We start from the raw sequence: 26,834 nt of genomic DNA, 5'->3' as shown, positions 1-26,834 counted from the left end.
CCTCGATTACGCATCCGGCACTGCCTGGAATGGCGCTTCTTTATCCGTACGTTCCTTTTTACCCCAGGCGGCAATACCGACCTTGATGGCATAGAACAGGATGCTGAATACCACGAACAGGAACAACGCCGTCAGTGTTGCGTTGGTGTACGCGTTGTAGATCACGTGCTGCATCTGGTTGATGTCCTTGGCCGGAGCGAGGATCTGCCCATTGGCCAGCGCATCGCTGTATTTTTTCGCCAGGGACAGGAAACCGATTGCAGGGTTGGCATCGAACAGTTTGATGAAACCAGCGGTCACGGTGCAGATCAGCAGCCAAACCGCTGGCAGCATGGTCACCCAGATGTAGCGTTGACGTTTCATTTTAATCAGCACGACCGTCGCCAGCATCAGCGCGATACCCGCCAGCATCTGGTTGGAGATGCCGAACAGCGGCCACAAGGTATTGATGCCACCCAACGGATCAATCACGCCCTGATACAGCAGATAACCCCACATCGCCACGCAACCGGCGGTGGCAACCAGGTTCGCGGTCCAGGACTCTGTACGTTTCAATGCTGGCACGAAGGAACCCAGCAAATCCTGCAGCATGAAGCGTCCGGCACGGGTGCCGGCATCGACGGCCGTCAGGATGAACAGCGCCTCGAACAGAATCGCGAAGTGGTACCAGAACGCCATGGTGTCTTCACCTGGCAGCACACTGTGCAGGATTTGCGCGATACCGACCGCGAGGGTCGGCGCACCACCGGCACGTGCCAGGATGGTGGTTTCACCAATGTCCTTAGCCACCGCCTGCAAGGCTTCCGGGGTGATCGCAAAACCCCAGCTGCTGACCGTCTGCGCAACCGTCACCACATCCCCGCCGACGATTGCCGCCGGGCTGTTCATGGCGAAGTACACACCCGGTTCAATCACCGAAGCAGCCACCATCGCCATGATCGCTACGAAGGACTCCATCAGCATGCCGCCGTAGCCGATGTAACGGGCATGGCTTTCATTGGCCAACAGCTTCGGCGTGGTGCCGGAAGAAATCAGCGCATGGAAACCGGAGACCGCACCACAGGCGATGGTGATGAACAGGAACGGGAACAGACCGCCCTTCCACACCGGGCCGGTGCCATCGATGAACTGGGTCAATGCGGGCATTTTCAGATCAGGCATAGTGACCAGGATGCCGATCGCCAAGGCAATGATGGTGCCGATTTTCAGGAAGGTCGACAGGTAGTCACGGGGTGCGAGAATTAGCCATACCGGCAAGACGGCCGCGACAAAACCATAGCCGATCAACATCCAGGTGATCTGGATCCCGGTAAAGGTAAAGGTTTTGGCCCAGAACGGATCGGCAGCAATCTGCCCGCCGAGCCAGATCGACCCCAGCAGCAACAGCACACCGATGATGGAAATTTCACCGATACGCCCGGGGCGGATATAGCGCATGTAGATGCCCATGAACATCGCAATCGGGATGGTCGCCATTACCGTGAAGATGCCCCACGGGCTCTCGGCCAAGGCTTTCACCACGATCAGCGCCAGCACCGCGAGGATGATGATCATGATCAGGAAGCAGCCGAACAGCGCAATAGTCCCAGGGATGCGGCCCATTTCTTCACGGACCATGTCGCCCAGGGAGCGCCCATTGCGACGGGTGGACAGGAACAGGATCATGAAGTCCTGCACCGCACCGGCCAGCACCACACCGGCGATCAGCCACAGCGTACCGGGCAAATAGCCCATCTGCGCCGCCAGTACCGGACCGACCAGAGGCCCCGCGCCAGCAATGGCTGCGAAGTGGTGACCGAACAGGATGTGTTTGTTGGTAGGGACGTAGTCCAACCCGTCATTGTTGAGTACGGCGGGGGTGGCCCTCCGCGGGTCAAGCTGCATCACATTGTCAGCGATGAACAGGCTGTAGTAACGGTACGCAACCAGATAGATGGCCACTGCCGCGACCACAATCCACAAGGCGTTGATCGCCTCGCCTCGGCGTAATGCCACTACGCCCAGGGCGCACGCTCCTACGATCGCCAGCAGTAGCCAGGGGACGTGGCGTAACAGGCTATTATTATTTTTCATTTTATGATCCCAGCCAGGGTGGACAAGAAAGACAGCCACCCCGAGTTTAGCTGTCCTGACGGCAAAGGCCATACCCGGACATTGGTGTAGAAGCATGTGCCGGCTGGCGGCCGAACACCATGCGGGTCTATAGTCAGCGAACAATTCGAGGATCGCGCCATGAGCCAGCAACCAGCCGAACGCCGCCGCTTCACACGTATTGCGTTCGACGCCAGAACCGAGCTAGGCCAAGGGCAGTCCATCTGGCCGGTGAAGCTGATCGATCTTTCACTCAAGGGATTGCTGATCGAGCGTCCGGAGCCTTGGCTGGGTGATTCGCAACAGGATTTCTTCGTTGAAATTCATCTGAACGATGACGTCGAGATCAAGATGGATGTGCAGCTCACCCATGAAGAGCGCGGGCAACTGGGTTTTGTCTGCCGCCACATCAGCCTGGAATCCATCGAGCGCCTGCGGCGGTTGATCGAGTTCAACCTGGGAGATCCGCAGGAGCTGGAGCGAGAGCTGGGCGCACTGATCGAAGTCTGACGCCCCCCTTTAGGAGCGAGCTTGCTCCGGGCGGCGTTCGGGCGATGGACTTCTACGATTACGCGAGGTGCCTGGATAACTGCAATGTTGTGAAGTTTTTCCTGAGCCGGCTCGCTCCCACAGGGAAGTCCCTAATTCCGAAAGATCACTCGAACAAAGCGTCCAACGCCTGTTCCAGCCGAGTCACTGCGATAATCTGCAACCCAGCCGGTGCCTCCTTGGGTGCATTACCCTTGGGCACGATGGCGCGTTTAAAGCCGTGCTTGGCCGCTTCCTTCAAGCGCTCCTGACCGCTGGGCACCGGACGCACTTCACCGGACAGCCCCACCTCACCGAATACCAACAGGTCATGGGGCAACGGGCGATTGCGCAAGCTGGACATGACCGCCGCCATTAACGCCAGGTCGGATGCGGTTTCCAGCACTTTCACGCCGCCTACCACATTGAGGAACACATCCTGATCGTGGGTTGGAATACCGCCATGGCGGTGCAGCACGGCGAGCAACATCGCGAGCCTGTTCTGATCCAGGCCCAGGGTCACCCGGCGCGGGTTGGCCAGATGGCTATCGTCTACCAGCGCCTGGACTTCCACCAGCATCGGCCGAGTCCCTTCCCATGTCGCCATGACCACGCTGCCCGGCACTTCTTCCTGGGCGCGTGTCAGAAAAATCGCCGAAGGGTTGGAGACTTCCTTGAGGCCCTTGTCAGTCATGCCGAAGACGCCCAACTCGTTGACTGCGCCAAAGCGGTTTTTCACCGCTCGCAACAGGCGCAGGCGCCCATCGGATTCACCCTCGAAATACAGTACGGTGTCGACCATGTGCTCCAGCACACGCGGACCAGCCAGCGCGCCTTCTTTGGTGACGTGGCCAACCAGGAAAATCGCCGTGCCACTCTGCTTGGCATAACGGACCAGCAATGCCGCGCTCTCCCGGACCTGGGACACACCGCCCGGGGCCGACTGCAGTTGCTCGGTGAAAATCGTCTGGATCGAGTCAATCACCATGACCTTGGGTTTTTCCACCCGGGCCGTGGCGATGATGGTTTCGATGCAGGTCTCGGTCATCACGCGTAACTGATCCTGAGGCAATCCCAGGCGCCGGGCACGCATGGCCACTTGCTGCTGCGATTCCTCGCCGGTGACGTACAGCGCCGGCATGCTCTTGGCGAGATTGCACAGGGTCTGCAGGAGGATGGTCGACTTGCCGATACCCGGATCACCGCCGATCAACACCACTGAACCATCGACCAGTCCACCGCCCAGGACTCGATCGAGCTCGCTGGACGCAGTGGAGAATCGCGGGATTTCTTCAACACTGACTTCCGCCAGCGTCTTGATTTGCGCTTGCTGGCCAGTCCACCCGGTGCGACCGCTGGGTGGTGCCGCCCCACCGCTCTCGACCATGGTTTCAGTCAGGGTGTTCCACGCGCCGCACTCGCCGCACTGTCCGGCCCACTTGGGGAAAGTTGAGCCGCACTCGGTGCAGCCGTACATGCGTTTGGCCTTGGCCATCTTGACTCCCGGCAAAAACCGGGATGATAGCGCAGCTGGAACCCATAAGCGCGCGACAATATTGAACAGGTGACCGCCTAAGTTGCCTACGGACAAGTCGTCCTAATGTCATTCAATTGCAATCTACCAACTTGTACAAAACCTTTTTATTAGCATGTTCCGTGTACAACTTAACACTCTAACAACAGTACGAACGCCAACAAGGCAAATGACCATCTATTAGCTCAATCTGCACGTTGAGAAATAGCTCGCTGGGACAGTACTAAGCACCAACAGGTTGGCTGCCCAGCAATCGGGGCTTTTTGTAAACTTTTCGCCAGCGCTCGGGTCGACTACTGGCAAGCTCTAAAGCAGCCGTTTCGAGCAAAATCCGTATGGCTGAATTACACTGCGGCTACCAACCAATCTGTACAAGGAATCAACCAATGGGCGTGATCAGTGAGTTCAAGGCCTTCGCGGTCAAGGGAAATGTGGTCGACATGGCGGTCGGCATCATCATCGGCGCGGCCTTTGGCAAGATAGTTTCGTCGTTCGTCGGCGATGTGATCATGCCGCCGCTCGGCCTGTTGATCGGAGGTGTTGATTTCAGTGACCTGGCCGTCACCCTCAAGGCTGCCGTCGGTGACGCCCCCGCCGTGATGCTGGCGTATGGCAAGTTCATTCAGAGCGTGATCGACTTCATCATCGTCGCCTTCGCGATCTTCATGGGCGTAAAAGCCATCAACCGCCTGAAGCGCGAAGAAGCCGTTGCCCCGTCCCTGCCGCCTGTTCCGAGCAAGGAAGAAATGTTGCTCGGGGAGATTCGTGATCTGTTGAAATTACAGAACGAGCGGCCGCGGAACCTGGAATAAATAGAAAAACGGCGCCCTTTCGGCGCCGTTCTATTACCAGTAGGTTTCCACCGCCACTTGCCCGGGGCGCCGGCTCAGGCTCAGATGCATGCCTCTGTGTTTGAGTAGTTGACGCGTGTCATCAATCATTTGCGGGTTGCCGCAAAGCATCACCCTCGAGTGTTCCGGCTTGAGAGTCAGCCCCGCCGCGCCCTCAAGTTCTCCACTTTCGATCAGTGTCGTGATTCGCCCATTCAGAGCGCCCGCGTGGGACTCACGCGTGACAATGGGGATGAACTGCAGCTTGTGCGCATATTCCGCCAAGTAGTCACGCTGCGCCAACCCGGCGATCAGCTCCTGATACGCCAGCTCTGCGGCTTCTCGTACGCTATAGACCAGGACGATTCGTTCAAACTTCTCCCACACCTCAAAGTCCTGCAGGATCGACAGGAACGGCGCGACGCCGGTGCCGGTTGCCAGTAACCAGAGGTCTCGCCCGTCGACAAAACGATCGAGTGTCAGGTAGCCGAACGCCTGGCGGTCGATCAACAGCGAGTCCCCTTCTACAAGCCGGCTCAGCTCACTGGTGAATTCGCCATTGGGCACCACGATGGAAAAAAATTCGAGAAACTCGTCGTGGGGCGAGGACACCATCGAATACGCACGCCACACCGTGCTGCCGTCGGCCTTAGTCACGCCAAGGCGGGCGAACTGCCCCGCTCCAAAGCGGAACCCGGGATCCCTCGTGGTGCGCAAGGTGAACAGATTCGGAGTCAGGGGTTGAACACTGAGCAAGGTCTGGCGGGTAAATTTTTCTGCACTGGCAGTCATGTGTCGCTCCATTCCACAGAGAGCTTCAGTTTCCCGCAAAGCGGCGCAATTAAACACCGACGATTTGCAATGACTTTAAACGGAACACTAGCAATGTGTTTAACCCGCTGGTTAAACACTCTTCACATGAGGCATGACATTTAATTAACTTGAGAAAACTCCAAACTGTATTAGAACCAATCTAGTTAAATTATGGTCTAATCGCGTCAAAATATTATCGGCATCTCTGAAGGAATAATCCTACACTCTGCAACGTGCCGGATCTCGGATCCAAAAGCCCCCCCTATCCGACTTGTGCCCGGAGATTCACTATGGAACCGTGGAAAGAGTCCCAACTGAAACGACTTACACTGACAACTGAAACCCGGACTGCGTATGACTTGTCGCTGCAATTCATCAACAACATCGGTTTCAAATTTTGTGCCTTTTCAGTCAGTTACTTGAATAGCAAGGCGCCGTCGCAACTGGCCGGCTTTGACAACTATCCAACGAGCTGGAACTTGAGATGCGATCAGGAAGGTGGTGAACATCGCGATCCAATAGTGGCTCATTGCAATCATACAATGTTACCCATGGTCTGGACTGAAGAGCTTTTTTCCCGGACTCCATGGGTATGGGACGCGCTTGAGCACCATGGCCTTCAGCACGGCTGGTCACAGTCGTTCATTGATGAAGAGAACGGACTGTGCAGCACCTTGAGCATGACCCGTAGCCATTACCCCCTCACGGCTTTCGAGCTATACGAGAAAGTTGGCTTCTCGATGTTCATTGGGCGTCATCTGCATACGCTGGTCGCGCAAACCCTCCCAAAGCAGTCTAAGCCGTCATTGCCGCATTTGTCGGTCCGTGAGATCGATGTCCTGCGCCTGGCTGCGGCGGGCAAGACCGCAGGAGAAACCGCACGAATCCTCAACGTGACTGCTCGAACGGTCAATTTTCACGTACAGGCCGCAATGACAAAGCTGGGTGTCAGCAACAAGATTTCCGCAGTGATTGCCGCAATCACAGCGGGGTTCCTCGCGCCTTCAACCGTTAGCTGAAAAATGCCACGAGTAATTCTGAAGAAAAAAAAGTACCATTTGCGGTCCTTCCTGAGTGATGACGTGCAGACCCGCATGGCGCAGTACACTCGGCCGGATCAGCCCGCAACAGGCCCTTGGCGGCGGGAACCCCGTTGATCACCAAGAGCCACGCCCCATGCCTTTGCTCGAAACACCTTTCGCCCGCCTCGACCTGATCCGCCAGCCCGAACAGTCGAACGAACCGTTGCAGGCATTTGATGCCGCTGACGAGTACCTGCTCAATCACTTGGCGCAACTGCAACCGGCTGCGCAGGCGCGGGTCCTGGTACTCAACGACAGCTTCGGGGCGCTGGCTGCAAGCCTGATCGGTAACGTTCAGGTCACCAGCAGCGGCGACTCGTTCCTGGCGTTTCAGGGCCTGGAAAAAAATCTGCTCCGCAATGGTCATGCCTTTGATGCGGTGCCGAAAGTACCGGCCCATCAACCATTTGCCGGCCCGTTCGATCAGGTGCTGATCCGGGTCCCGAAAACCCTGGCCCTGCTGGAAGAGCAACTGATCCGTCTTCAAGGACAGCTGGCACCTGGCGCCCAGGTGGTGGCCGCCGCCATGATCAAGCATCTACCCCGCGCGGCGGGTGATCTGCTCGAACGTTACATTGGCCCGGTACAGGCTTCGTTGGCGGTCAAGAAGGCCCGGCTGCTGGTCGCTACCGCAGAACCCAAGCCACCGGCTGTGTCGCCCTACCCGACCCGTTATCAGATGGATGCGCCGGCTATCGAGCTGCTCAACCACGCCAACGTGTTCTGCCGCGAAGGCCTCGACATCGGTACCCGTGCCTTTCTTGCGCATTTGCCGACGAATCTCGGGACAGCGCGGGTCGCGGACCTGGGCTGTGGCAACGGCGTGTTGGCCATCGCAAGCGCACTGCAAAACCCTGAAGCGCATTACACGCTGGTCGACGAGTCGTTCATGGCAGTGCAATCGGCGAACGAAAACTGGCGTGCGGCGCTGGGTGATCGAGAAGTGATAGTGCGCGCCGGCGATGGCTTGGCCGAACAGGCACCGCAGTCGCTTGATGTGGTGCTGTGCAATCCCCCTTTTCACCAGCAACAAGTCGTCGGGGATTTCCTCGCCTGGCGCATGTTCCAGCAGGCCCGGGAGGCGCTGGTGGTGGGTGGCGCGTTGTACATCGTGGGCAATCGTCACCTGAGCTATCACAGCAAACTGGCGCGGCTGTTCCGCGGAGTCGAACAGGTGGCAGCGACGCCAAAGTTCGTGATTCTCAAAGCGCGCAAATAATCCGGGCAAAAAAAACCTCCACATCAGGAGGTTTTTTTATGCGACGTATCAATGCGTGCTCAAGCCGGCAGCGTTCATGAACATGCGCATCAGGCTTGCGACGATGAACAATGCACCCACGCTACCGACCCAGATCATTGCCAGCCAGCCCAACCTCTGCCATAGCGGCTTCTTCTCCGCCGCTTCGATTTCCTGCAATGAATGTTTACCCGTCATGACTTTAACCCTCCTTCTCAAGGTTGATGGCGCCTTAAACGACGCCATCGCGAGCAAGCTCTGCTCCCACAAGCCCTAGTGATAGCCATCCTCGTGGGTGACCTTGCCGCGGAACACGTAATAGCTCCAGAAGGTGTAGCCCAGGATAAACGGAATGATGAACAGTGTACCCACCAGCATGAAGCCCTGGCTCTGCGGCGGTGCGGCAGCGTCCCAGATCGAGATCGACGGCGGCACGATGTTCGGCCACAGGCTGATTCCCAGACCGCTGTAGCCAAGGAAAATCAGCACCAGCGTCAGCAGGAACGGCATGTAGTTGGCGTTGCGCGCCACAGCACGAATCAATCCGTACATCGTCACCAGTACCAGGATCGGCACCGGCAGGAACCAGAACAGGTTCGGCAAAGTGAACCAGCGCGAGGCGATCTCGGGATGCGCCAGCGGAGTCCAGATGCTGACGATACCGATCACCGCCAGCAGCACGAAAGCCAAGGGGCGCGCGAGGTTGTGCATCTGTTCCTGCAACTTGCCTTCGGTCTTCATGATCAGCCAGGTGCAACCGAGCAGCGCATAAGCGACTACCAGTGCCGCGCCGCAGAACAGGGTGAACGGTGTCAGCCAATCCAGCGAGCCACCGGCGAATTGCCGGTTGACCACCGGCAAACCATCGATGAACGCGCCGAGTGCAACCCCCTGGAAAAACGTTGCCGCCACCGACCCGCCGATGAACGCCTTGTCCCACAGGTGGCGCTTGTGATCCTTGGCCTTGAAACGGAATTCGAACGCTACTCCGCGGAAGATCAGGCCCATCAGCATGAAAATCAGCGGCAGGTACAACGCCGATAACACCACCGAATAGGCCAGTGGAAACGCGCCGAACAACGCTGCGCCGCCCAGAACCAGCCAGGTTTCGTTGCCGTCCCAGACCGGCGCGACGGTGTTCATCATCACGTCGCGGTCGACCTTGCCCGGGATGAAGGGGAAGAGGATGCCGATGCCCAGGTCAAAACCGTCCATGACCACGTACATCATGATGCCGAAGATGATGATCACGGCCCAGATCAGCGGAAGATCAATACCCATGACTCAAATCTCCTTGGTCAGGCTGTGGTCGTTGTCGGCACTGTCGTCAGCTGCCGACAGCGGACGCGCTGGTGTGCGTTGCTTGCCAGGACCACCGTCGTTGGTTTCCTTGCCTTCGTCGATCTTCGGTCCTTTGCGCACCAGGCGCATCATGTAGCCAAGGCCGGCACCGAACAGGGCGAAATACACCACGACGAACATGATCAGGGTGATGCTCATCTGTATGAAGCTGTGGTTTGAGGAGGCATCGGCGGTGCGCATCAAGCCGTAGACCACCCACGGCTGACGGCCAATTTCCGTAGTGAACCAGCCCGCAAGGATCGCGATCAGGCCGGACGGCCCCATCCACAACGCCAGGTAGAGGAACGGACGTGAGGTGTACAGCTTGTCGCGCTTGCGTAACCACAGGCTCCACAAACCGGTGAAGATCATCAGGAAGCCCAGGCCGACCATGATCCGGAACGACCAGAAGACGATGGTTGAATTGGGCCGATCCTCAGGCGGGAAATCCTTGAGCGCCGGGACCTGTTTGTCCAGCGAGTGCGTAAGGATAAGGCTGCCCAGGTAGGGAATCTCGACCGCATATTTGGTTTTCTCGGCTTTCATGTCGGGCCAGCCGAACAGGATCAACGGGGTCGGCTCATCGCCATGGTTTTCCCAGTGTCCTTCAATCGCTGCGATTTTCGCCGGCTGGTGCTTGAGGGTATTGAGGCCATGGAAATCGCCGATCACCGCCTGGATTGGCGCCACGATCAACGCCATCCACATGGCCATCGACAGCATGGTCCGAATGGCCGGGTTGTCCTTGCCGCGCAGCAAATGCCAGGCTGCCGAGGAGCCGACGAAGAAGGCCGTTGCAACGAATGCCGCCGTTGCCATGTGCATCAGGCGGTACGGGAATGACGGGTTGAAGATGACCGCAAACCAGTCGGTAGGAATGACTTGGCCGTTGATGATCTCGAAGCCCTGGGGCGTCTGCATCCAGCTATTGGAGGCGAGGATCCAGAAAGTCGAGATCAGCGTGCCGATGGCCACCATCACCGTCGAGAAGAAGTGCAGGTTGCGCCCGACCTTGTTCCAGCCGAACAGCATCACACCGAGGAACCCGGCTTCGAGGAAGAAGGCGGTGAGCACCTCGTACGTCAGCAAGGGGCCGGTCACGGCACCGGCGAAGTCGGAGAACCGGCTCCAGTTGGTGCCGAACTGATAAGCCATGACCAGCCCGGAGACCACGCCCATACCGAAGTTGACGGCAAATATCTTCGACCAGAAGTGGTACAGATCGCGGTAGGTGTCGTTTTTGGTCTTCAGCCACAAGCCTTCGAGCACCGCCAGGTAACTCGCCAGGCCAATGGTGATGGCCGGGAACAGGATGTGGAATGAGATGGTGAACGCGAACTGAATTCGGGCGAGATCAAGCGCCTCCAAACCGAACATAAGTCTTCCTCTGTCTGGTAATTCCGGCTGAAGGCCTGCGGCCTGCACCCACTGCCCCCACGGATATGGAGTGTGGCGAATTCAAATTCGTTCTTTTTTTACCTGCATCACACGTAGGGAGTCTGGCCAATTGGCCGCCGGATCATTTCCACGAGGGGTTTTGATCTGGATCAAGCATGGTTGAAAGAGTAGTCCCATTTTTGCGGGTGACCGGTGTGGTCTTTTGCCGCGTGACAGGTTGCCTCACCGGCGCTGGTCATGGGTTGTAACAATCCACTGTGTGCAGGCTTGCTTGCGAAAGGGATCCGCCTGTCACCTTGCGGGGGCCTGTGCTGATGCCTTCGCGAGCAAGCCCGCTCCCACAGGGAATATCGGTACTCACGAGATCGGTGTCTAGCTAACAGAATTTTTTAACCCTGCAACTTCTGGTTACATGTTGGTGGTAGTCTCGACGTTCTCCCCGCTCAAGATCCGCCTCCAGATGCCCAGTCAACCGCCTTTGCTGTTACGTCACCATCGCCCTTTCATCGCGTTCTGGCTGGCCCGGATCTTCACCGCCAGCGGCTTCCAGATGCTGACCGTTGCCATCGGCTGGAATCTCTACCAGCTCACCGACAACGTACTTGACCTGGGCCTCGTAGGCTTGGTGGAATTTGCCCCGCGGGTGCTGTTCATGTTGCACACTGGCCATGTGGCCGATCGCTACGACCGTCGCAAGGTAGCTGCCATCTGTCAGTCTCTGCAGGCATTGATCGCCCTGGCGCTGGTCATTGGCAGCGCGACCGAGCATGTCACCCGGGAAATGATCTTTATCCTCGCATTCCTTCTGGGCGCTGCGCGCTCGTTCGAGATGCCCACGACCCAGGCCTTGCTGCCAAGCATCGTGCCCAGCGCGCTGTTTCCCCGCGCGGTGGCCGCAGCCCAGTCGGCGCAACAATCGGCGACCATCGTTGCTCCCGCGCTCGGCGGTTTGCTGTACGCCTTCGGCAGCGCCTGGGTTTATGGTCCCACGGTCATTCTGTACATCGTTGCCTGCTGCCTGATGCTCAACCTGCCGGCCCGGCAGACTCCGCTGAACAAAGGCAAGGCCACGCTGGACTCGCTGTTGGCGGGTATCCGCTTCATTCGCAGTCGACCGGACATCCTCGGGGCTATTTCCCTGGATCTGTTTGCCGTGTTGCTCGGAGGCGCGACCGCGTTGCTGCCGGTATTTGCCAAGGACATCTTGCTGACCGGGCCCTGGGGACTGGGCCTATTGCGTTCGGCGCCGGCGGTCGGCGCACTGCTGATGTCGCTTTGGCTCGCGCGGTTTTCCGTGGATCGCAACGTCGGCCGGGTGATGTTCACTGCGGTGGGAGTATTCGGGGTCGCCACCATCGCCTTCGGCCTGTCTACGTCGTTCTGGTTCTCCCTGGCAGTCCTGGTGGTACTGGGCGCAGCGGACATGATCAGCATGGTCATCAGGGCCTCCTTCGTACAACTTGAAACCCCTGACGAAATGCGCGGCCGGGTCAGCGCCGTGAACGGATTGTTCATCGGCGCCTCGAACCAGCTGGGCGAGTTCGAATCCGGCCTCACCGCTCACTGGTTCGGCACTGTCCCCGCCGTGGTCATGGGCGGAATCGGCACCCTGGTGGTGACCGGGGTCTGGATCAAATTGTTCCCGACCCTGGCCAACCGCGACCGCATGCATGTACCGGCGGAAGAAGCCAAGGCCTAAAGCAGCTTGTCGAGGGTGATGGGAAAGTCCCGCACCCTTTTTCCCGTGGCGTGGTATATCGCGTTGGCCACCGCTGCGGCGACACCCACGATACCGATCTCGCCCACACCCTTAGAACCCAGGGCATTGACGATCTCGTCGCGCTCTTCGACGAACAGCACGTCGATGTCACCGATGTCCGCATTTACCGGGATGTGATATTCGGCGAGGCTGTGGTTCATGTGCCGACCGAGTGCATGATCGGTCTGGGTTTCCTCGTGCAGCGCCATGCCAATTCCCCAGACCACCCCGCCGAGAATCTGGCTGCGGGCCATCTTCGGGTTCACCACCCGGCCGGCGGCGATGGCACTGACCACGCGATTGACCTTCACGGTGCCCAGGTCTTCATCGACCAGCACCTCGACGAACACCGCCGAGTGTGTGGCGGTGGCGTACGCTTCGCGTTTTTTGTCAGGCTCGGCATCCACCTGGACTTCCAGGGTCGCTTCGCCGCTGCTGCGGGCCAGCTCGGCCAGAGACACCCGCAAGTCACCTGAACACAACTGCCCGCCTTCGAACACAGCCTGTTCCGAGGTGACTGCAGCGAATGCCGGATGGGTTTGCCGGGCAACCGCCAACAGTTTTTCCTTCAGCGCTGCACACGCCTGCTGGACCGCTGTGCCGACCGAGGAAACGGTAAAGGAGCCGCCCTGCAGTGGCGCAGTGGGTAGCGACGAGTCACCGAGCACAAAGGTGACGTCCTGCACCGAAACACCGGAGGCCTGGGCGGCAATCTGCGTCATGACGGTGTAGGTCCCGGTACCGATGTCAGTCGTTGCGCTGCTGACCGTCAGTTTGCCGCTATGGTCGAGACTGGCTTTGGCGCTGGCCTTCTTTTGCATGGCTTCCCAGACACCACCGGCCATGCCCCAGCCGACCAACTGCCGGTCATGGCGCATGCTGCGAGGTTCGGGGTTGCGCTGGTTCCAGCCGAAGCGTTCGGCGCCCTGCTCGTAGCAAGCACGCAGTTCCTTGCTCGAGTAAGGTTTATCTTCGTTCTGGTTGCGCTCTGCATAGTTGATCAGCCGCAGTTGTACCGGGTCGATCGCCAGCGCGCACGCCAGCTCGTCCATTGCACACTCCAGGCCGATCAGGCCGAGTGCGGCACCCGGGGCGCGCATGTCCAGCGGCGTGAACACATCCAGCGGCACCAGCTTGTAGGTCAACTGCACGTTATCGCATTGGTAAAGCATGCCGCTCCACTCCACCACATGCTCGGTAAAGTCTTCAAATCGCGAGGTCTGGCCGATCGCAGTGTGCCCCACCGCCAGCAACCGGCCGTTAGCCGCAGCGCCCAACTGTAGACGCTGCAAAGTGCGAGGCCGGTAGCCAAAGGTGAACATCTGCTGACGGGTCAGGGTCACGCGCACCGAACGCTTGAGTTTGAGCGCGGCCATCACGGCGAGTGGTAATTGGTATTGCGGACGCAAGCCGGAACCAAAGGCGCCACCGACAAAGGCCGCGAAAATCCGCACCTGCTCTTTCTCCAGGCCAAAAACTTTTTGCACATAGGACTGGCAGTTCTGCGGTCCCTGGGTCTTATCGTGAATGTGCAAAGTGCCGTCGGGCTGATAGAGCACGGTGCTGGCATGCGGCTCCATCGGGTTGTGATGTTCGATCGCAGTGCTGTAGTGCAAATCGAGACTCAGTGCCGCACCGGCTAACTCGGCCTGAAAATTCCCGCGGGGCTTGGGCAACTCGGCGGGTGCCGGATGAGCTTGACTCTGCATCGCCAGAAGATCGGTTTGATGGGCCTCGCTTTCATATTCGATGCGCACCAGCGACCCCGCGTGCCGCGCCAGTTCCAGATTGTCGGCCACCACCAGCACAAGCGGTTGGCCGCTGTACTGGATTTGATCGTTGTAGAGCGGACGAAACGGTGAGCCTTCGGCGGAGTCCGCGTCCTCGTAATTTTTGTCATAACTGGCTATTGGCGGTCGGCTTGTGTGATCGATCACGGCAACGACGCCGGGCAATGCCAGGGCTGCCGAGGCATCAATGCTCAGTACCCGTCCACGCGCGATATTGCTGGAGACCACACTGCCATGCAGCAGGCCCTGTTCGGGAAACTCGCCGGCATAACGTGCCTGGCCGGTCACCTTGAGATGACCATCGACACGATCCAGCGGTTGGCCCATGGGTTGAGTGAATGTATTCATCAGGCTTGACCTCCCAGCGCGGCATCGCTCAGCGCACGGACAATCGCCCGGCGCGCCAGTTTGACTTTGAAGGCGTTGTGCTCAAGCGGTTCGGCGTTTCGCAGCAACGCATCGGCGGCAGCGGTGAAGGTTTCGCGGCTAACGGTTTTACCCACCAGGGCATTCTCCACTGACTTGTCGCGCCACGGCTTGTGCGCAACGCCTCCCAGCACCAGACGTGCTCCATGAATGACCGGCCCGCTCAGGTCAAGCGCGGCGGCCACTGAAACCAGGGCAAAGGCATAAGAGGCGCGGTCGCGAATCTTGAGGTAATGGCTGTATTCGGCGAAACCGGTGGCAGGCAATTCAATGCTCGTGATCAGCTCATCGTCGGCCAGCTGATTGTCGCGCTCGGGCGCATCGCCCGGCAGGCGATGGAAATCGGCAAACTCGATAGTCCGCGGGCCGCCACGCCCCTGCACATGCACCACGGCTTCGAGTGCCGCCAAAGCCACGCACATATCCGAAGGGTGGGTGGCGACGCACTGGGCGCTGGCACCGAAGATCGCATGAATCCGATTCAAACCGTCCCGCGCCGGACAGCCGCTGCCTGGCTCGCGCTTGTTGCACGGCACGCTGGCATCGTAAAAGTAATAACAGCGCGTGCGTTGCAGCAGGTTGCCACCGGTGCTGGCCATGTTGCGCAGCTGCGGCGATGCACCCGCCAGTATCGCCTGTGATAACAGCGGGTAACGCTGTTCGATCAACGGGTGCCAGGCCAGGTCCGCATTGCTGACCAGGGCGCCGATCATCAGCCCGCCTCCATCAGTTTCGTGCACTTCGCGCAGAGGCAGGCCGGTAATGTCGATCAGGTGCTCGGGACGAGTGACATTTTCCTTCATCAGGTCCAGCAGGTTGGTACCGCCGGCAATGAAGCGTGATGCGGGCCCCGCGAGATGCACCGCGTCCTGTACCGATTCAGGCTTGCTGTAATGAAAGGGATTCATTGGCCACCCCCTTGCCCGGCATTAGCGCGGCAGGCGGGAAGTGCTTCTTCAATGGCATCACGAATATTGCTATAGGCGCCGCAGCGGCACAGATTGCCGCTCATCAACTCTTTGATGTCTGCGGTGGTGCTGGCTCGTCCTTCGTTAGCCAGCCCGACCGCCGAGCATATCTGCCCTGGCGTGCAATACCCACACTGGAAGGCATCGTGTTTGACAAACGCCTGTTGCATCGGATGCAACTGCTCACCCTCGGCAAGGCCTTCGATGGTGGTCAAGTCGGCACCATCGCACATCACCGCCAGCGTCAGGCAGGCATTCACCCGCTTGCCGTTGAGCAACACCGTACAGGCACCACATTGGCCATGGTCACAGCCTTTTTTCGTGCCGATCAGGTCCAGGTGTTCCCGCAGCAAATCCAGCAAGGTGGTCCAGGGCAGGACCTCAAGCTGGCGCGTCTGGCCATTGAGCGTCAAGCCCAGTGGGTGGCGGGCAAAAGACGCTTGCGTGGCGTCGTCGATGGTCGCGCTCATATACACCTCACGATGGGTCGTCTATTCGCGGCGTTTTGGCAAACCGCCGTCACAAGGGGTACGACTTCGCAAGGTGAACAGCGTTCAAGGGGATTGATCTGCGGTGTCAGACCAGCAGTTCTGCCGCCACCGCCGTGCGTACTGCCTTGCCACACAGCTGTTCCACCAGGGCCAGGGCAAATGCCAGCGCGCCGCCCGAACCTTGGGCGGTGATGCAATTGCCGTCGACCACCACCGGCTGATCGACAAAATTGCAGCCCGACAAATGATGACTGATAGAGGGCAGGCAGGTCATGCGTCGCTGTCGCAACACCCCAAAGGTTTGCAGCGCCAGCGCCGGAGATTCGGCGATTGCGGCGAACAGACGACCGGCGGCCGCCTGATCCTTGATCAATTGTTGCAAAGGTTGATGGGCTGCCAGATGCTGCGCGCCCACCGCTCCGCCAGGCAGTGCGATCAGATCGAAGGGTTGCGCGAGCAAATCCACCAGCATGGCATCGGCGGTCAAGCGCGTACCGCGGGCACAGGTCAGCATGCGCCGGCCTTCAATACTGGCCACCACCACTTCCACCTTGGCGCGGCGCAGCACATCGACCAACGTCACTGTTTGCAGATCATCGATGCCCTCGGCGAGGGTAATCAGGGCTCTAAAGGTCATGGGGGACATCCACTGAAAGGTCTTTAAAGCGTAGTCAGCTTTCCCGCCTCCTGTCCGAGCGGGCATTTACTTGATGTAAAGCTGCGTCGACAGCGTATTGCCCGGAGCATTGATTGAGGTATTGCTGAAGGTGAACGTACCTTCCTGCTTGCCCGCCAGATCGAAGACGTAGAGGTAGCCAACGGTTTTCCTGCCGACGGTGCATTCCGTCAGGTTGCCGTTATCAAAGGCGCAGACGGGAGTACGGGTACCGTTGAGGTCGAATCCGTCCAGGCCGACCCGCGCCGCACGTCCATAACCTACTTCCAGCACATACACCTTGATGTTCGGCCCGCTATGATTACAGCGAGTCTGTTCCTGGCCGGGTGCGATGTCTTCGAAGCCACAGGCCGGTGACTCGACCTTGAGCACCTTGACTTGGCTCAGCGCCGGTGCGGCTGCAGCCCACACCGCCTGCCCCCCCGCCAACAAGGCGATAACCATCGCGAATAACCCAGCCAGACGCTTGTTCATGCAAGTCCCATGTCGCCCAAAATGCCAGCTCGCAGTATGGCGCACTTGGCTTGAACGCAAAACATCGACGACGATCGCAGCCATAAGCAGCCACAGCCCCACGCTGCTGGTATGATGCGCGGCTTTTTCCGACCCACAGAAATTGACCAGGCCGCTTTCACGGTCTGTGCTTTGCTGTTGAGGTCGATACATTCACGGCGCCCGGCGCGCCACGGGGAGCAGACATGCTGGAAAGGCTGTTTCAACTCAAGGCACACAACACCAACGTGCGGACCGAGATTCTTGCGGGCATCACGACCTTCCTGGCCATGGCCTACATCCTGTTCGTCAACCCGAGCATTCTCGGCGAGACCGGCATGGACAAGGGCGCGGTGTTCGTCGCGACCTGCCTGGCAGCAGCCATTGGCTCCACCGTGATGGGCCTGATCGCCAACTACCCGATCGCGCTGGCACCGGGCATGGGCCTGAACGCTTTCTTCACCTACACCGTCGTGCTGCACATGGGCCATACCTGGCAAGTAGCGCTGGGTGCAGTATTCATCTCGGCGGTGCTGTTTTTCCTGCTGTCGATCTTCCGCATCCGAGAATGGATCATCAACAGCATCCCGCTGCCATTGCGATCGGCGATTGCAGCCGGCATCGGCTTGTTTCTGGCGTTGATTGCCCTGCATAACGCGGGCATCGTGGTCAGCAACCCGGCGACCATGGTCGGTCTTGGTGACCTGAAGCAACCGGCACCCATTCTCGCCACACTCGGCTTCGCACTGATCGTGGCCCTGGAAGCCCTTAAAATACGCGGTGCCGTGCTGATCGGCATCCTCGTGGTCACCATCGCCTCCATCGCCCTGGGTGTTACCCCCTTTGGTGGCGTGATGTCGATGCCACCGTCCCTGGCGCCAACGTTCCTGCAACTGGATATCAAAGGCGCGCTGGACATCGGTTTGGTCAGCGTAATCTTCGCTTTCCTGTTCGTGGATCTGTTCGACAACTCCGGCACGCTGATTGGCGTCGCCAAGCGGGCGGGCCTGATGGGCAAGGACGGCCACATGCCGAAGATGGGCCGTGCGCTCATCGCCGACAGCACCGCGGCCATGGCCGGTTCGCTGCTGGGTACGTCGACGACTACCAGCTACATCGAATCCGCAGCGGGCGTGAGCGCTGGTGGCCGTACCGGCCTGACTGCAGTCGTGGTGGCGATCCTCTTCCTGCTGGCGCTGTTCTTCTCGCCACTGGCCGCCAGCATTCCGGCGTTCGCAACCGCCCCTGCACTGCTGTTCGTCGCGGTCCTGATGACTTCAGGCCTGGCTGAAATAGACTGGGACGACATCACCGTAGCGGCGCCGGTCGTGGTGACCGCCCTGGCGATGCCATTCACTTATTCCATCGCCAACGGCATCGCCTTCGGTTTCATCTCCTGGACCGCGATCAAGTTGCTGTCCGGGCGTGCCCGTGAGCTCAACCCGGCGCTGGTAATTCTGTCGATTCTGTTCGTGATCAAGTTGGGTTGGTTCAACGCATGACTTTTGATTCCCAGGCCTACGCCGCTCAGCTCGAAGACAAGGTCACGCGCCTGCGTGACCTGCTGGCCCCGTTCGACGCACCCGAACCGACCGTGTTCGACTCGCCGCTGCAGAACTTCCGCCTGCGTGCCGAATTTCGCTTGTGGCGCGAAGCCGGCGAGCGTCATTACGCAATGTTTTCCCAGGAAGACAAACGCACGCCGATTCTGATCGAAGCGTTTCCGATCGCCAGCCTGCGCATCAATCAACTGATGCCGCAACTCAAAGCCGCATGGCAAGCCAGCGCAGCCTTGAGCCACAAATTGTTCCAGGTGGAGTTTTTGACCACTCTGGCCGGCGACGCGATGATCACCCTGTGCTATCACCGCCCGCTGGACGAGCACTGGCACGCGGCTGCGTCGAAACTGGCAGCCGACTTGAATGTCAGCGTGATTGGCCGCTCGAAGGGTAAACGCGAAGTCATCGGCCGCGATTACGTGGTGGAGAAGCTCGACGTGGGCGGTCGAACCTTCAGCTATCGCCAACCCGAAGGCGCGTTCACCCAGCCAAACGGTACCGTGAACCAGAAGATGCTCAACTGGGCGTATGAATCCCTGGGCGATCGCCCGGATGATTTGCTTGAGCTGTATTGCGGCAACGGTAACTTTACCCTGCCCCTCGCAACCCGGGTACGCAATGCACTTGCGACCGAAATCAGCAAGTCTTCAGTCAATGCGGCCCTGAGCAACCTCAGCGAAAACGCAGTGGATAACGTCACCCTGGTGCGCCTGTCTGCCGAAGAGCTGACCGAAGCCTTGAACGAAGTGCGGCCATTCCGCCGTCTGCACGGCATCGACCTCAAGAGTTACGAGTTTGGCAGCGTATTCGTCGATCCGCCCCGCGCGGGCATGGACCCGGACACCTGCGAGCTGACCCGTCGTTTCGACAACATTCTCTATATCTCCTGCAACCCGCAAACCCTGGCAGCCAACATCGCCCAACTGCATGACACGCACCGCATCACCCGTTGCGCAATGTTCGACCAGTTCCCCTGGACCCATCACATGGAATCCGGAGTGATGCTGACCCGGCGCTGAGTTCAACAGCCAGAATCAAAAAAGCCGTCGTTTTGACGGCTTTTTTGTGCCAATCCTTTCACCTCCAAGCGAGATCGGTACAGAATCACCTTCACTTGATCCTCGGTGTAATCAACCATGCAGCGACTCTTCAACGATCTTCAGTTGGGCAGCATTGAGCTGTTTTGCCTGGCTGCCGAGGCTGGCAGTTTTACCGCTGCGGCGCTGGTGGCGGGCGTGACGCCGGCGGCGGTGAGTCGCTCGGTATCGCGCATGGAAGAGCACCTGGGGGTGCGGTTGTTCGCGCGCACCACCCGCAGCGTCAAGCTGACCGACAGCGGCCGGTGTTACTACGAAGAATGTCGTCAGGCGCTGGCACAGTTGGCAGAGGCGCAGCGCGAGGTCATGGGCCAGCAGCAGCAACCTTCAGGTACGTTGCGCATCAGCATTCCCACCACTTATGCCCATCACCGTATCCTGCCGTTGCTGCCGGCCTTCAGGGCGCGCTTTCCCGACGTGAAGGTCGAATCGCACATCAGTAACCGCAATATCGACTTCGTTGGTGAAGGTTATGACATGGCCATCCGCGTACGGGCCATCGCGGACTCCGGCCTGATCGCCCGACAACTCGAAGATGCCGCCCTGGTGATGATCGCCAGTCCCGAATACCTCAAGCAGGCGGGTGTGCCGCAGACGCTGGACGAGCTCACACGGCACGAATGCATTCAGTACGAATTACCCAGCAACGGCCGGCGCATTGCCTGGTTGTTCAATGACAATGGCACGCCTGTCGAGATCCTGGCGCAAGGCAACCTGATTTGCTCCGACGACGTACTGGGCGGCGTGACCTTGGCGAAACACGGTGCGGGGTTGTTTCAGACTTATCGGTTTATCGTTGAAAACGAGTTGGCCGACGGGTCGCTAGTGGAAGTGCTCAAACCCTACAGTGGACGCTCACGACCGTTCACCCTGCTCTATCCCCAGAGTCGCCATGTGCCGCTGCGGCTGAGGGCGTTCATTGATTTTCTGGTTGAACAGTTGCCGCGCTAAAACCGTCCGATCACCGCACACAAATGCCCGCCATGCGGCCTCGCCAATTGACCAAATTAACCATCTAGTACATTTTATCTCCACAGGCTGAAAGCTTAGCCAATGCCAACAATAATAAGTGGAGATACCCCATGGCCCCTATCGTTCTGGTGCTTAACGGCCCGAACCTGAACCTGCTCGGCACCCGCGAACCGGCCACCTATGGCCATGAAACCCTGGCGGACATTTCGGCGCGGTGCGGTCGCGCTGCAGCAGAATTCGGACTGCGAGTGGAGTTCCGCCAGACCAATCATGAAGGTGAATTGCTGGACTGGATTCACGCCGCCCGCGGACGTTGCGCAGGAATCGTGATCAATCCGGCAGCCTGGACCCATACCTCGGTCGCGATCCGTGATGCCCTGGTCGCCAGCGAATTGCCAGTGATCGAGGTTCATCTGTCCAACGTCCATGCTCGTGAACCCTTTCGTCACCACTCGTTCGTCTCCGCCGTGGCCATGGCGGTGATGGCCGGTTTCGGCAGCCATGGTTATCGCCTGGCACTGGAACATTTCAGTCTGCATTTGAAAGGGTGAGCAGCATGAACCAACACAAGGTGGTACTGGCCGGCCTGATCGGCGCTGGCATTCAAGCGTCGCGCACCCCGGCGCTGCACGAGCATGAAGGCGAGGCCCAGGGTTTGCGCTACCTCTATCGCCTGATCGATCTCGACCAGTTGCAACTCGACAGCTGCGCCCTGCCCGACTTGCTGTTGGCCGCCGAGCGCATGAACTTCACAGGGCTGAATATCACGTTCCCCTGCAAGCAGACCATCATCCCGCTGCTCGACGAACTATCGCCGCAAGCCCGGGGAATCGGCGCGGTAAACACGGTGGTGCTGAAGGATGGTAAACGCATCGGTCACAACACCGACTGCCTGGGATTTGCCGAAGGTTTCCGCCGCGGCTTGCAAGACGCCAGTGTCGAGCGCGTGGTGCAAATGGGTGCAGGCGGTGCAGGCGCGGCGGTGGCCCACGCGTTGCTGAGCGAAGGCGTACAACTGCTGAGCATCTTTGACGTGGAGACCCGTCGCGCCCAAGCCCTTGCGGATAATCTCAATCAGTATTTCGGCGCTGGCCGCGCGGCTGCAAGCCAGGATTTGCCAAGCGCCCTGGCAGTTGCAGACGGCCTGGTGAACACCACGCCCATGGGCATGAAAAAACTGCCGGGCATGCCGGTGCCGGTGGAATTGCTGCACAAGGAATTGTGGGTAGCGGAGATTGTTTACTTTCCATTGGAGACTGAACTGCTGCGTAACGCCCGCGCCCTGGGGTGTCGAACACTGGACGGGGGCAATATGGCGGTGTTTCAGGCGGTGAAGGCGTTTGAGCTGTTCAGTGGGGTGGTGCCGGATGCGCAGCGGATGCTGGTGCATTTCCAGGGGATGGTTGAGTAGGAGCCAGAAGATCAGCAGATCGCAGCGTTCGGCAGGGGCTGCGATCCTGGATTCATGCCTTGAGGTAGCGCAGGACCGACTCGCAGATCATTTCCCGATGGCGTTGCTTGATGCCTTCATCCGGCAGGTCGATCTGGAAAATCTCGCCGAAGGTGTGGCGGTTCGACACTCGGTAGAAGCAAAACGAACTCATCAGCAGATGCACGTCCAGCGGATCGAGCCCCGCACGGAACACGCCTTCCTCGGCACCACGACGCAGAATAACGCCCAGTGAGTCGAGCACAGTTGTATTCATGGTCTTGATTGCATCGGACCGCTTCACGTATTCGGCGTTGTGAATGTTCTCGATGCATACGATACGCACGAAATCGACGTTGCGGTCATGGTGGTCAAACGTAAATTCCACCAGGCGCCGGATCGCTTCCAGCGGTGGCAATTCGGTCAGGTACAGACGGTTTTCCGTGGTGCGGATATCGCCGTACAACTTCTCAAGCACTTCGACGTAGAGCTGTTCCTTGCTGCCGAAGTAGTAATAGATCATGCGCTTTGAGGTGTGGATGCGCTCGGCAATAGCGTCGACCCGCGCCCCCGAGAGTCCCTGCTGCACGAACTCGACAATGGCCTCTTGAAGAATGTTCTCGCGGGTCTTTTCAGGGTTGTTTTTGCGGCTCTTGCGCGGCTCGGCAAGGGGTGTGTCAGGCGCTGCGGAGATTTCTGAAATTATTGTCATCGCGGGCTCACGGCCATCACTGCACAGTCGGCGATTATGGGCCGCGCCGCACGACGAAGGAAGCCGCGCGGCACTGGTTTGAATACGTGCTTACCAATTTCCTACAACTTAGCCTGACGGACGGCGCCGCTGCGGGACTTAGCCATGGCCGCCAGACGCACGGCGACATTGGCCGCTCCATATCCCGCGTAGCCGTTCTTGCGCTGGATAATCTCGAAGAAAAATCGCCCTTCAAACGGCTCGGTGTACACGTGAAACAGCTCGCCACCCTGTGCATCACGGTCATACAGCACGTTGAAGTAAGCCAGTTCGCTGAGGAATTCGTCGTCGAAATCAAAGCGCGCAGCCAGATCGTCGTAATAGTTAAGCGGAATATCCAGCAACGGGACCCCGGCCTCTTTCGCTCGACTGACTTGGACAAAAATATCATCGCAGTCAAACGCGATGTGATGCGCACCGGAACCGCGATAGCTCGACAATGCGTGTGAGATGGCGGTGTTACGATTTTCGGAGATATTCAGCGGCAAACGGATCGAGCTGTCACGGCTGCGCAATGCCCGGCTCTTGACCAGGCCATAAGGGTCGGGCAGCACTACTTCATCGTCCGCTTCAAAGTCCAGCAGGCTCTTGTAGAACAGTACCCAGCTATCAAGGCTATCGGCGGGCAGCGCCATGGCCATATGGTCGATACACTTTAGACCACCGCTGGCCTGGGCTACCGGCTGCAGGTTGAAGTCGATGCCATAGACATCGGCATCCTGGTCGACCAGGTAGATCAGGCTGCCATCCGGCGCGCGCACTGCGGCCAGTTCCAACTCGTTGGGCCCCACCAGTCCACGATAGGGCTGGCCCTTGTAGGCAACCGCGCGGGCCAGTGCACTGACGCTGTCTTTCACCCGCACGGCGGTGGCGCACAGCGAAGGACCGTGGGCTTCAAAAAAACTGTGGGCGAAGGAGTAAGGCTCGGAGTTAAGGATCAGGTTGATGTCGCCTTGACGGAACAAGCTCACGCTCTTGGAGCGATGCTGCCCGGCCTTGACGAAGCCCAGTCGCTCCAGCCAATGGGAGAGCTTGGCGCCAAGGCTTTCGTCCACGGCGAACTCGAGGAATTCGATACCGTTGTACTCGCTGGCTGCCGGTGTTTCGAAGAGTATCTCGGGGCTGGCCGCTGGTCTGGCCTCCTGCGCCAGCCGCTCGCGGGTTTTTTCTTCAAGATACAGCAGCGAGCGCAGGCCATCGGCGGCGTTGGCCCGAGGTGGCGCGGCGCGAAAGCCGTCATTGAAGATTTCCAACGATAGTGGCCCGGCATAGCCGCTCTTGATGATCGGTGCGAGAAAGCCAGGAAGATCGAATTCACCCTGGCCGGGGAAGCAACGAAAATGCCGACTCCACTCCAGCACGTCCATGGACAGGATCGGCGCGTCGGCCATCTGCACGAAGAAGATCTTCTCGCCGGGAATCTCGGCGATTGCCGCAGGATCGCCCTTGAGCGACAAGGTGTGGAAGCTATCGAGCAGCACGCCGAGACTGGGATGATCGGCCTGGCGGACAATGCTCCAGACCTGCTGCCAAGTGTTGACGTGCCGCCCCCAGGCGAGCGCCTCGTAACCGATGCGCAGGCCTCGGGCACCTGCGCGCTCGGCCAGCATGCGCAAGTCGTCGACCAGAATCTGTTCGTCACCCAAGGAATCGACCGAGGCGTTACTGCACACCAGCACCAGGTCGGTACCCAGTTCCTGCATCAGGTCAAACTTGCGCTCGGCCCGTTCCAGGTTGCGCGGCAGGCGGTCGCGGCGGCATCCCTCGAAGTCGCGAAAAGGCTGAAACAGTGTGATCGCGATACCGAGATCGGCACACATCTGTTTAATTTCCCGCGGACTGCCGTCGTAGTAGAGAAGGTCGTTCTCGAAAATTTCCACCCCGTCAAAGCCTGCGGCGGCAATGGCTTCGAGTTTTTCCGGCAGGGTACCGCTCAAGGAAACGGTGGCAATGGAACGCTGCATATTTCGACTCCCGGTTTTGTTGGGGGCTGCTTAGGAGCTCCTGCGGGAATTATTGGCCTGGCTGTCTCGTACAGCAATTCAAAGTGTACTATCCAGTTAGTTTTATGTGCGATTATCGAACAAAATGCCGATTGGCGAATTGACGATTTTTCGTCCACTGCCCACCATCGACTACACATTGGGTCCGGTCTTACTTAGGCCCCGGTGACCATAGATTCAAAACACCACATAAAAATAATCGGTGGCTTAAATGACTCCTTCTCAAAGCTCTTCCGTGGAGCGCTCCTCCATGATTCCTGCTACCGGTGGCATTGGCGACAAGGTTCGAGGCGCCATGGCAGTCGGCAAGACCCGCTGGGGCATGCTGGCACTGGTGTTTTTCGCCACTACCCTGAACTACATCGACCGCGCCGCACTGGGCGTCATGCAGCCGATCCTGGCCAAGGAGATGAGCTGGACGGCGATGGATTACGCCAACATCAACTTCTGGTTCCAGGTCGGCTACGCCATTGGATTTGTTTTGCAGGGCCGGCTGATTGATCGAGTCGGCGTGAAACGGGTGTTCTTCTGCGCCGTCCTGCTGTGGAGCCTGGCGACCGGCGCGCACGGCCTGGCCACATCGGCAGTCGGTTTCATGGTCTGCCGGTTCATTCTCGGGCTGACCGAAGCCGCCAACTATCCGGCCTGCGTCAAGACTACCCGGCTATGGTTCCCCGCCGGGGAACGCGCCGTGGCCACCGGGATCTTCAACGCCGGGACCAACGTTGGCGCGATGTTTACCCCGATGCTGCTGCCGCTGATTCTCCACGTGTGGGGCTGGCAGGCCGCCTTCCTGTGCATGTCGTCACTGGGCGGAATCTGGCTGTTGTTCTGGGGTTTGAAGTACTTCAACCCGGAAGATCATCCGAGCGTCAGACAATCGGAACTGGACTACATCCAGCAGGAAGTCGAGCCCGAACAATCCCGCGTGCCCTTCTCGAAAATCTTGCGTATGCGCGGCACCTGGGCGTTTGCCCTCGCTTACTCGATGACCGCGCCGGTGTTCTGGTTCTACCTGTACTGGCTGCCACCTTTCCTCAACCAGCAATACAACCTGGGGATCAACGTGACCCAGATGGGCATCCCGCTGATCATCATCTATGTAACGGCTGACTTCGGTAGCGTCGGCGGCGGGATTCTGTCTTCGTTCCTGATTGGCCGGGGGATCAATCCGATCAAGGCGCGATTGATGTCCATGTTCCTGTTTGCCTGCTGCATCATTGGCGTGATCATGGCGGCGGGCTCCAGCAGTCTCTGGGTCGCCGTTGCTGCCATCTCCCTGGCCATCGGCGCGCACCAGGCCTGGACCGCGAACATCTGGAGCCTGGTGATGGACTACACGCCCAAGCACATGATGAGTACCGTGTTCGGTTTCGGCGGCATGTGCGCCGCGATTGGCGGGATGTTCATGACCCAACTGGTCGGCCACATCCTGACCGTCACCCACAATAACTACACCGTGCTGTTCACCATGATTCCGGCAATGTACTTCATCGCGCTGATCTGGATGTACTTCATGGCCCCGCGCAAGATCCCCTCCGCTATCGACTGAAATCTCCCGCGGCAG

General features: G+C 59.1%; 24 protein-coding genes. 11 read left to right on the top strand and 13 right to left on the bottom strand.

Going from position 1 to position 26,834, the window contains the following annotated elements; all coding sequences use genetic code 11:
* Positions 1-6 precede the first annotated feature (6 nt).
* Positions 7-2,073 carry a carbon starvation CstA family protein gene (locus L9059_RS20360; protein WP_247292723.1) on the bottom strand — a complete coding sequence of 689 codons (2,067 nt, stop codon included), beginning with the start codon at positions 2,071-2,073 and terminating at the stop codon, positions 7-9.
* Positions 2,074-2,232: 159 nt separating this feature from the next.
* On the opposite strand from L9059_RS20360, the gene L9059_RS20355 reads away from it, so the two are divergent.
* Complete coding sequence (locus L9059_RS20355; RefSeq protein WP_247292722.1) at positions 2,233-2,601, top strand: PilZ domain-containing protein; 369 nt, start codon at positions 2,233-2,235, stop codon at positions 2,599-2,601.
* 145 nt (positions 2,602-2,746) lie between these two features.
* Here the strand turns inward: L9059_RS20355 and radA are convergent, their stop codons facing one another.
* Positions 2,747-4,114 (bottom strand): DNA repair protein RadA, encoded by a 1,368-nt coding sequence (gene radA / locus L9059_RS20350; RefSeq protein ID WP_045059327.1) that lies wholly within the window; start codon positions 4,112-4,114, stop codon positions 2,747-2,749.
* Positions 4,115-4,539: 425 nt separating this feature from the next.
* Between radA and mscL the strand changes: the two genes are divergently transcribed.
* Positions 4,540-4,965, top strand: coding sequence for a large-conductance mechanosensitive channel protein MscL (gene mscL / locus L9059_RS20345; protein WP_247292721.1), 426 nt, complete (start codon positions 4,540-4,542; stop codon positions 4,963-4,965).
* A gap of 33 nt (positions 4,966-4,998) precedes the next feature.
* On the opposite strand, the gene L9059_RS20340 is transcribed toward mscL, so the two are convergent.
* Complete coding sequence (locus L9059_RS20340) at positions 4,999-5,775, bottom strand: ferredoxin--NADP reductase (protein ID WP_247292720.1); 777 nt, start codon at positions 5,773-5,775, stop codon at positions 4,999-5,001.
* 311 nt (positions 5,776-6,086) lie between these two features.
* Here L9059_RS20340 and L9059_RS20335 point away from each other — a divergent pair, with 311 nt between their 5' ends.
* The gene (locus L9059_RS20335) at positions 6,087-6,815 is read left to right on the top strand and encodes a helix-turn-helix transcriptional regulator (RefSeq protein WP_247292719.1); all 729 of its coding nucleotides are present in this window, start codon (positions 6,087-6,089) and stop codon (positions 6,813-6,815) included.
* 157 nt (positions 6,816-6,972) lie between these two features.
* Positions 6,973-8,097, top strand: coding sequence for a methyltransferase (locus L9059_RS20330; protein ID WP_247292718.1), 1,125 nt, complete (start codon positions 6,973-6,975; stop codon positions 8,095-8,097).
* A gap of 48 nt (positions 8,098-8,145) precedes the next feature.
* On the opposite strand, the gene L9059_RS20325 is transcribed toward L9059_RS20330, so the two are convergent.
* The 3 genes from L9059_RS20325 to L9059_RS20315 form a co-directional block, all read right to left on the bottom strand.
* A complete protein-coding gene (locus tag L9059_RS20325; protein ID WP_247292717.1) occupies positions 8,146-8,313 on the bottom strand; it encodes a DUF2474 domain-containing protein in 168 nt (55 codons plus the stop codon).
* Between the two features lie 75 nt (positions 8,314-8,388).
* Complete coding sequence (gene cydB, locus L9059_RS20320; RefSeq protein WP_247292716.1) at positions 8,389-9,396, bottom strand: cytochrome d ubiquinol oxidase subunit II; 1,008 nt, start codon at positions 9,394-9,396, stop codon at positions 8,389-8,391.
* A 3-nt stretch (positions 9,397-9,399) separates the two neighbouring features.
* Entirely contained in the window at positions 9,400-10,833 is a 1,434-nt protein-coding gene (locus L9059_RS20315) for a cytochrome ubiquinol oxidase subunit I (RefSeq protein ID WP_247292715.1), read from the bottom strand.
* Between the two features lie 481 nt (positions 10,834-11,314).
* Here L9059_RS20315 and L9059_RS20310 point away from each other — a divergent pair, with 481 nt between their 5' ends.
* Complete coding sequence (locus L9059_RS20310) at positions 11,315-12,553, top strand: MFS transporter (RefSeq protein ID WP_247292714.1); 1,239 nt, start codon at positions 11,315-11,317, stop codon at positions 12,551-12,553.
* On the opposite strand, the gene L9059_RS20305 is transcribed toward L9059_RS20310, so the two are convergent.
* The 5 genes from L9059_RS20305 to L9059_RS20285 form a co-directional block, all read right to left on the bottom strand.
* Complete coding sequence (locus L9059_RS20305; protein ID WP_247292713.1) at positions 12,550-14,751, bottom strand: xanthine dehydrogenase family protein molybdopterin-binding subunit; 2,202 nt, start codon at positions 14,749-14,751, stop codon at positions 12,550-12,552. The two genes, L9059_RS20310 and L9059_RS20305, sit on opposite strands and share 4 nt — an antisense overlap.
* A complete protein-coding gene (locus L9059_RS20300; RefSeq protein WP_247292712.1) occupies positions 14,751-15,737 on the bottom strand; it encodes an FAD binding domain-containing protein in 987 nt (328 codons plus the stop codon). Before L9059_RS20300 ends, L9059_RS20305 begins: the two co-directional genes overlap by 1 nt.
* Positions 15,734-16,267 (bottom strand): (2Fe-2S)-binding protein, encoded by a 534-nt coding sequence (locus L9059_RS20295; protein WP_247292711.1) that lies wholly within the window; start codon positions 16,265-16,267, stop codon positions 15,734-15,736. The genes L9059_RS20300 and L9059_RS20295 overlap by 4 nt, the downstream gene beginning before the upstream one ends.
* Positions 16,268-16,373: 106 nt before the next feature.
* On the bottom strand, positions 16,374-16,925 hold the full coding sequence (locus L9059_RS20290; protein WP_247292710.1) for a DJ-1 family glyoxalase III: 552 nt from the start codon (positions 16,923-16,925) through the stop codon (positions 16,374-16,376).
* Between the two features lie 66 nt (positions 16,926-16,991).
* A complete protein-coding gene (locus L9059_RS20285) occupies positions 16,992-17,438 on the bottom strand; it encodes a DUF4879 domain-containing protein (protein WP_247292709.1) in 447 nt (148 codons plus the stop codon).
* Positions 17,439-17,662: 224 nt separating this feature from the next.
* Between L9059_RS20285 and L9059_RS20280 the strand changes: the two genes are divergently transcribed.
* The 5 genes from L9059_RS20280 (at position 17,663) to L9059_RS20260 (ending at position 22,495) form a co-directional block, all read left to right on the top strand.
* Positions 17,663-18,958, top strand: coding sequence for an NCS2 family permease (locus tag L9059_RS20280; RefSeq protein ID WP_247292708.1), 1,296 nt, complete (start codon positions 17,663-17,665; stop codon positions 18,956-18,958).
* A complete protein-coding gene (trmA, locus tag L9059_RS20275; RefSeq protein ID WP_247292707.1) occupies positions 18,955-20,034 on the top strand; it encodes a tRNA (uridine(54)-C5)-methyltransferase TrmA in 1,080 nt (359 codons plus the stop codon). Before L9059_RS20280 ends, trmA begins: the two co-directional genes overlap by 4 nt.
* A 117-nt stretch (positions 20,035-20,151) precedes the next feature.
* Positions 20,152-21,063, top strand: coding sequence for a LysR family transcriptional regulator (locus L9059_RS20270; RefSeq protein WP_247292706.1), 912 nt, complete (start codon positions 20,152-20,154; stop codon positions 21,061-21,063).
* Between the two features lie 131 nt (positions 21,064-21,194).
* Complete coding sequence (aroQ, locus tag L9059_RS20265; protein ID WP_247292705.1) at positions 21,195-21,635, top strand: type II 3-dehydroquinate dehydratase; 441 nt, start codon at positions 21,195-21,197, stop codon at positions 21,633-21,635.
* 5 nt (positions 21,636-21,640) lie between these two features.
* Positions 21,641-22,495 (top strand): shikimate dehydrogenase, encoded by an 855-nt coding sequence (locus L9059_RS20260; protein WP_247292704.1) that lies wholly within the window; start codon positions 21,641-21,643, stop codon positions 22,493-22,495.
* Between the two features lie 52 nt (positions 22,496-22,547).
* Here L9059_RS20260 and L9059_RS20255 read toward each other — a convergent pair whose 3' ends face one another.
* Entirely contained in the window at positions 22,548-23,225 is a 678-nt protein-coding gene (locus L9059_RS20255) for a TetR/AcrR family transcriptional regulator (RefSeq protein ID WP_247292703.1), read from the bottom strand.
* A gap of 101 nt (positions 23,226-23,326) precedes the next feature.
* Complete coding sequence (gene quiC, locus L9059_RS20250; RefSeq protein ID WP_247292702.1) at positions 23,327-25,228, bottom strand: 3-dehydroshikimate dehydratase QuiC; 1,902 nt, start codon at positions 25,226-25,228, stop codon at positions 23,327-23,329.
* Between the two features lie 289 nt (positions 25,229-25,517).
* Here quiC and L9059_RS20245 point away from each other — a divergent pair, with 289 nt between their 5' ends.
* A complete protein-coding gene (locus tag L9059_RS20245) occupies positions 25,518-26,819 on the top strand; it encodes an MFS transporter (RefSeq protein ID WP_247292701.1) in 1,302 nt (433 codons plus the stop codon).
* The last annotated feature ends 15 nt before the right edge of the window (positions 26,820-26,834 follow it).

The sequence above is a fragment of the Pseudomonas violetae genome (assembly GCF_023072615.1).
GTDB lineage: Bacteria > Pseudomonadota > Gammaproteobacteria > Pseudomonadales > Pseudomonadaceae > Aquipseudomonas > Aquipseudomonas violetae.
The sequence above is the reverse complement of the archived record's forward strand: the minus strand, read 5'-3'. Positions and strand labels throughout refer to the sequence as shown.

Bases quoted from the DNA above. Each gene is read 5' to 3' on its own strand.
- L9059_RS20360 (WP_247292723.1), bottom strand. From the start codon at position 2,073: ATGAAAAATAATAATAGCCTGTTACGCCACGTCCCCTGGCTACTGCTG.
- L9059_RS20355 (WP_247292722.1), top strand. From the start codon at position 2,233: ATGAGCCAGCAACCAGCCGAACGCCGCCGCTTCACACGTATTGCGTTC.
- radA (WP_045059327.1), bottom strand. From the start codon at position 4,114: ATGGCCAAGGCCAAACGCATGTACGGCTGCACCGAGTGCGGCTCAACT.
- mscL (WP_247292721.1), top strand. From the start codon at position 4,540: ATGGGCGTGATCAGTGAGTTCAAGGCCTTCGCGGTCAAGGGAAATGTG.
- L9059_RS20340 (WP_247292720.1), bottom strand. From the start codon at position 5,775: ATGACTGCCAGTGCAGAAAAATTTACCCGCCAGACCTTGCTCAGTGTT.
- L9059_RS20335 (WP_247292719.1), top strand. From the start codon at position 6,087: ATGGAACCGTGGAAAGAGTCCCAACTGAAACGACTTACACTGACAACT.
- L9059_RS20330 (WP_247292718.1), top strand. From the start codon at position 6,973: ATGCCTTTGCTCGAAACACCTTTCGCCCGCCTCGACCTGATCCGCCAG.
- L9059_RS20325 (WP_247292717.1), bottom strand. From the start codon at position 8,313: ATGACGGGTAAACATTCATTGCAGGAAATCGAAGCGGCGGAGAAGAAG.
- cydB (WP_247292716.1), bottom strand. From the start codon at position 9,396: ATGGGTATTGATCTTCCGCTGATCTGGGCCGTGATCATCATCTTCGGC.
- L9059_RS20315 (WP_247292715.1), bottom strand. From the start codon at position 10,833: ATGTTCGGTTTGGAGGCGCTTGATCTCGCCCGAATTCAGTTCGCGTTC.
- L9059_RS20310 (WP_247292714.1), top strand. From the start codon at position 11,315: ATGCCCAGTCAACCGCCTTTGCTGTTACGTCACCATCGCCCTTTCATC.
- L9059_RS20305 (WP_247292713.1), bottom strand. From the start codon at position 14,751: ATGAATACATTCACTCAACCCATGGGCCAACCGCTGGATCGTGTCGAT.
- L9059_RS20300 (WP_247292712.1), bottom strand. From the start codon at position 15,737: ATGAATCCCTTTCATTACAGCAAGCCTGAATCGGTACAGGACGCGGTG.
- L9059_RS20295 (WP_247292711.1), bottom strand. From the start codon at position 16,267: ATGAGCGCGACCATCGACGACGCCACGCAAGCGTCTTTTGCCCGCCAC.
- L9059_RS20290 (WP_247292710.1), bottom strand. From the start codon at position 16,925: ATGACCTTTAGAGCCCTGATTACCCTCGCCGAGGGCATCGATGATCTG.
- L9059_RS20285 (WP_247292709.1), bottom strand. From the start codon at position 17,438: ATGAACAAGCGTCTGGCTGGGTTATTCGCGATGGTTATCGCCTTGTTG.
- L9059_RS20280 (WP_247292708.1), top strand. From the start codon at position 17,663: ATGCTGGAAAGGCTGTTTCAACTCAAGGCACACAACACCAACGTGCGG.
- trmA (WP_247292707.1), top strand. From the start codon at position 18,955: ATGACTTTTGATTCCCAGGCCTACGCCGCTCAGCTCGAAGACAAGGTC.
- L9059_RS20270 (WP_247292706.1), top strand. From the start codon at position 20,152: ATGCAGCGACTCTTCAACGATCTTCAGTTGGGCAGCATTGAGCTGTTT.
- aroQ (WP_247292705.1), top strand. From the start codon at position 21,195: ATGGCCCCTATCGTTCTGGTGCTTAACGGCCCGAACCTGAACCTGCTC.
- L9059_RS20260 (WP_247292704.1), top strand. From the start codon at position 21,641: ATGAACCAACACAAGGTGGTACTGGCCGGCCTGATCGGCGCTGGCATT.
- L9059_RS20255 (WP_247292703.1), bottom strand. From the start codon at position 23,225: ATGACAATAATTTCAGAAATCTCCGCAGCGCCTGACACACCCCTTGCC.
- quiC (WP_247292702.1), bottom strand. From the start codon at position 25,228: ATGCAGCGTTCCATTGCCACCGTTTCCTTGAGCGGTACCCTGCCGGAA.
- L9059_RS20245 (WP_247292701.1), top strand. From the start codon at position 25,518: ATGATTCCTGCTACCGGTGGCATTGGCGACAAGGTTCGAGGCGCCATG.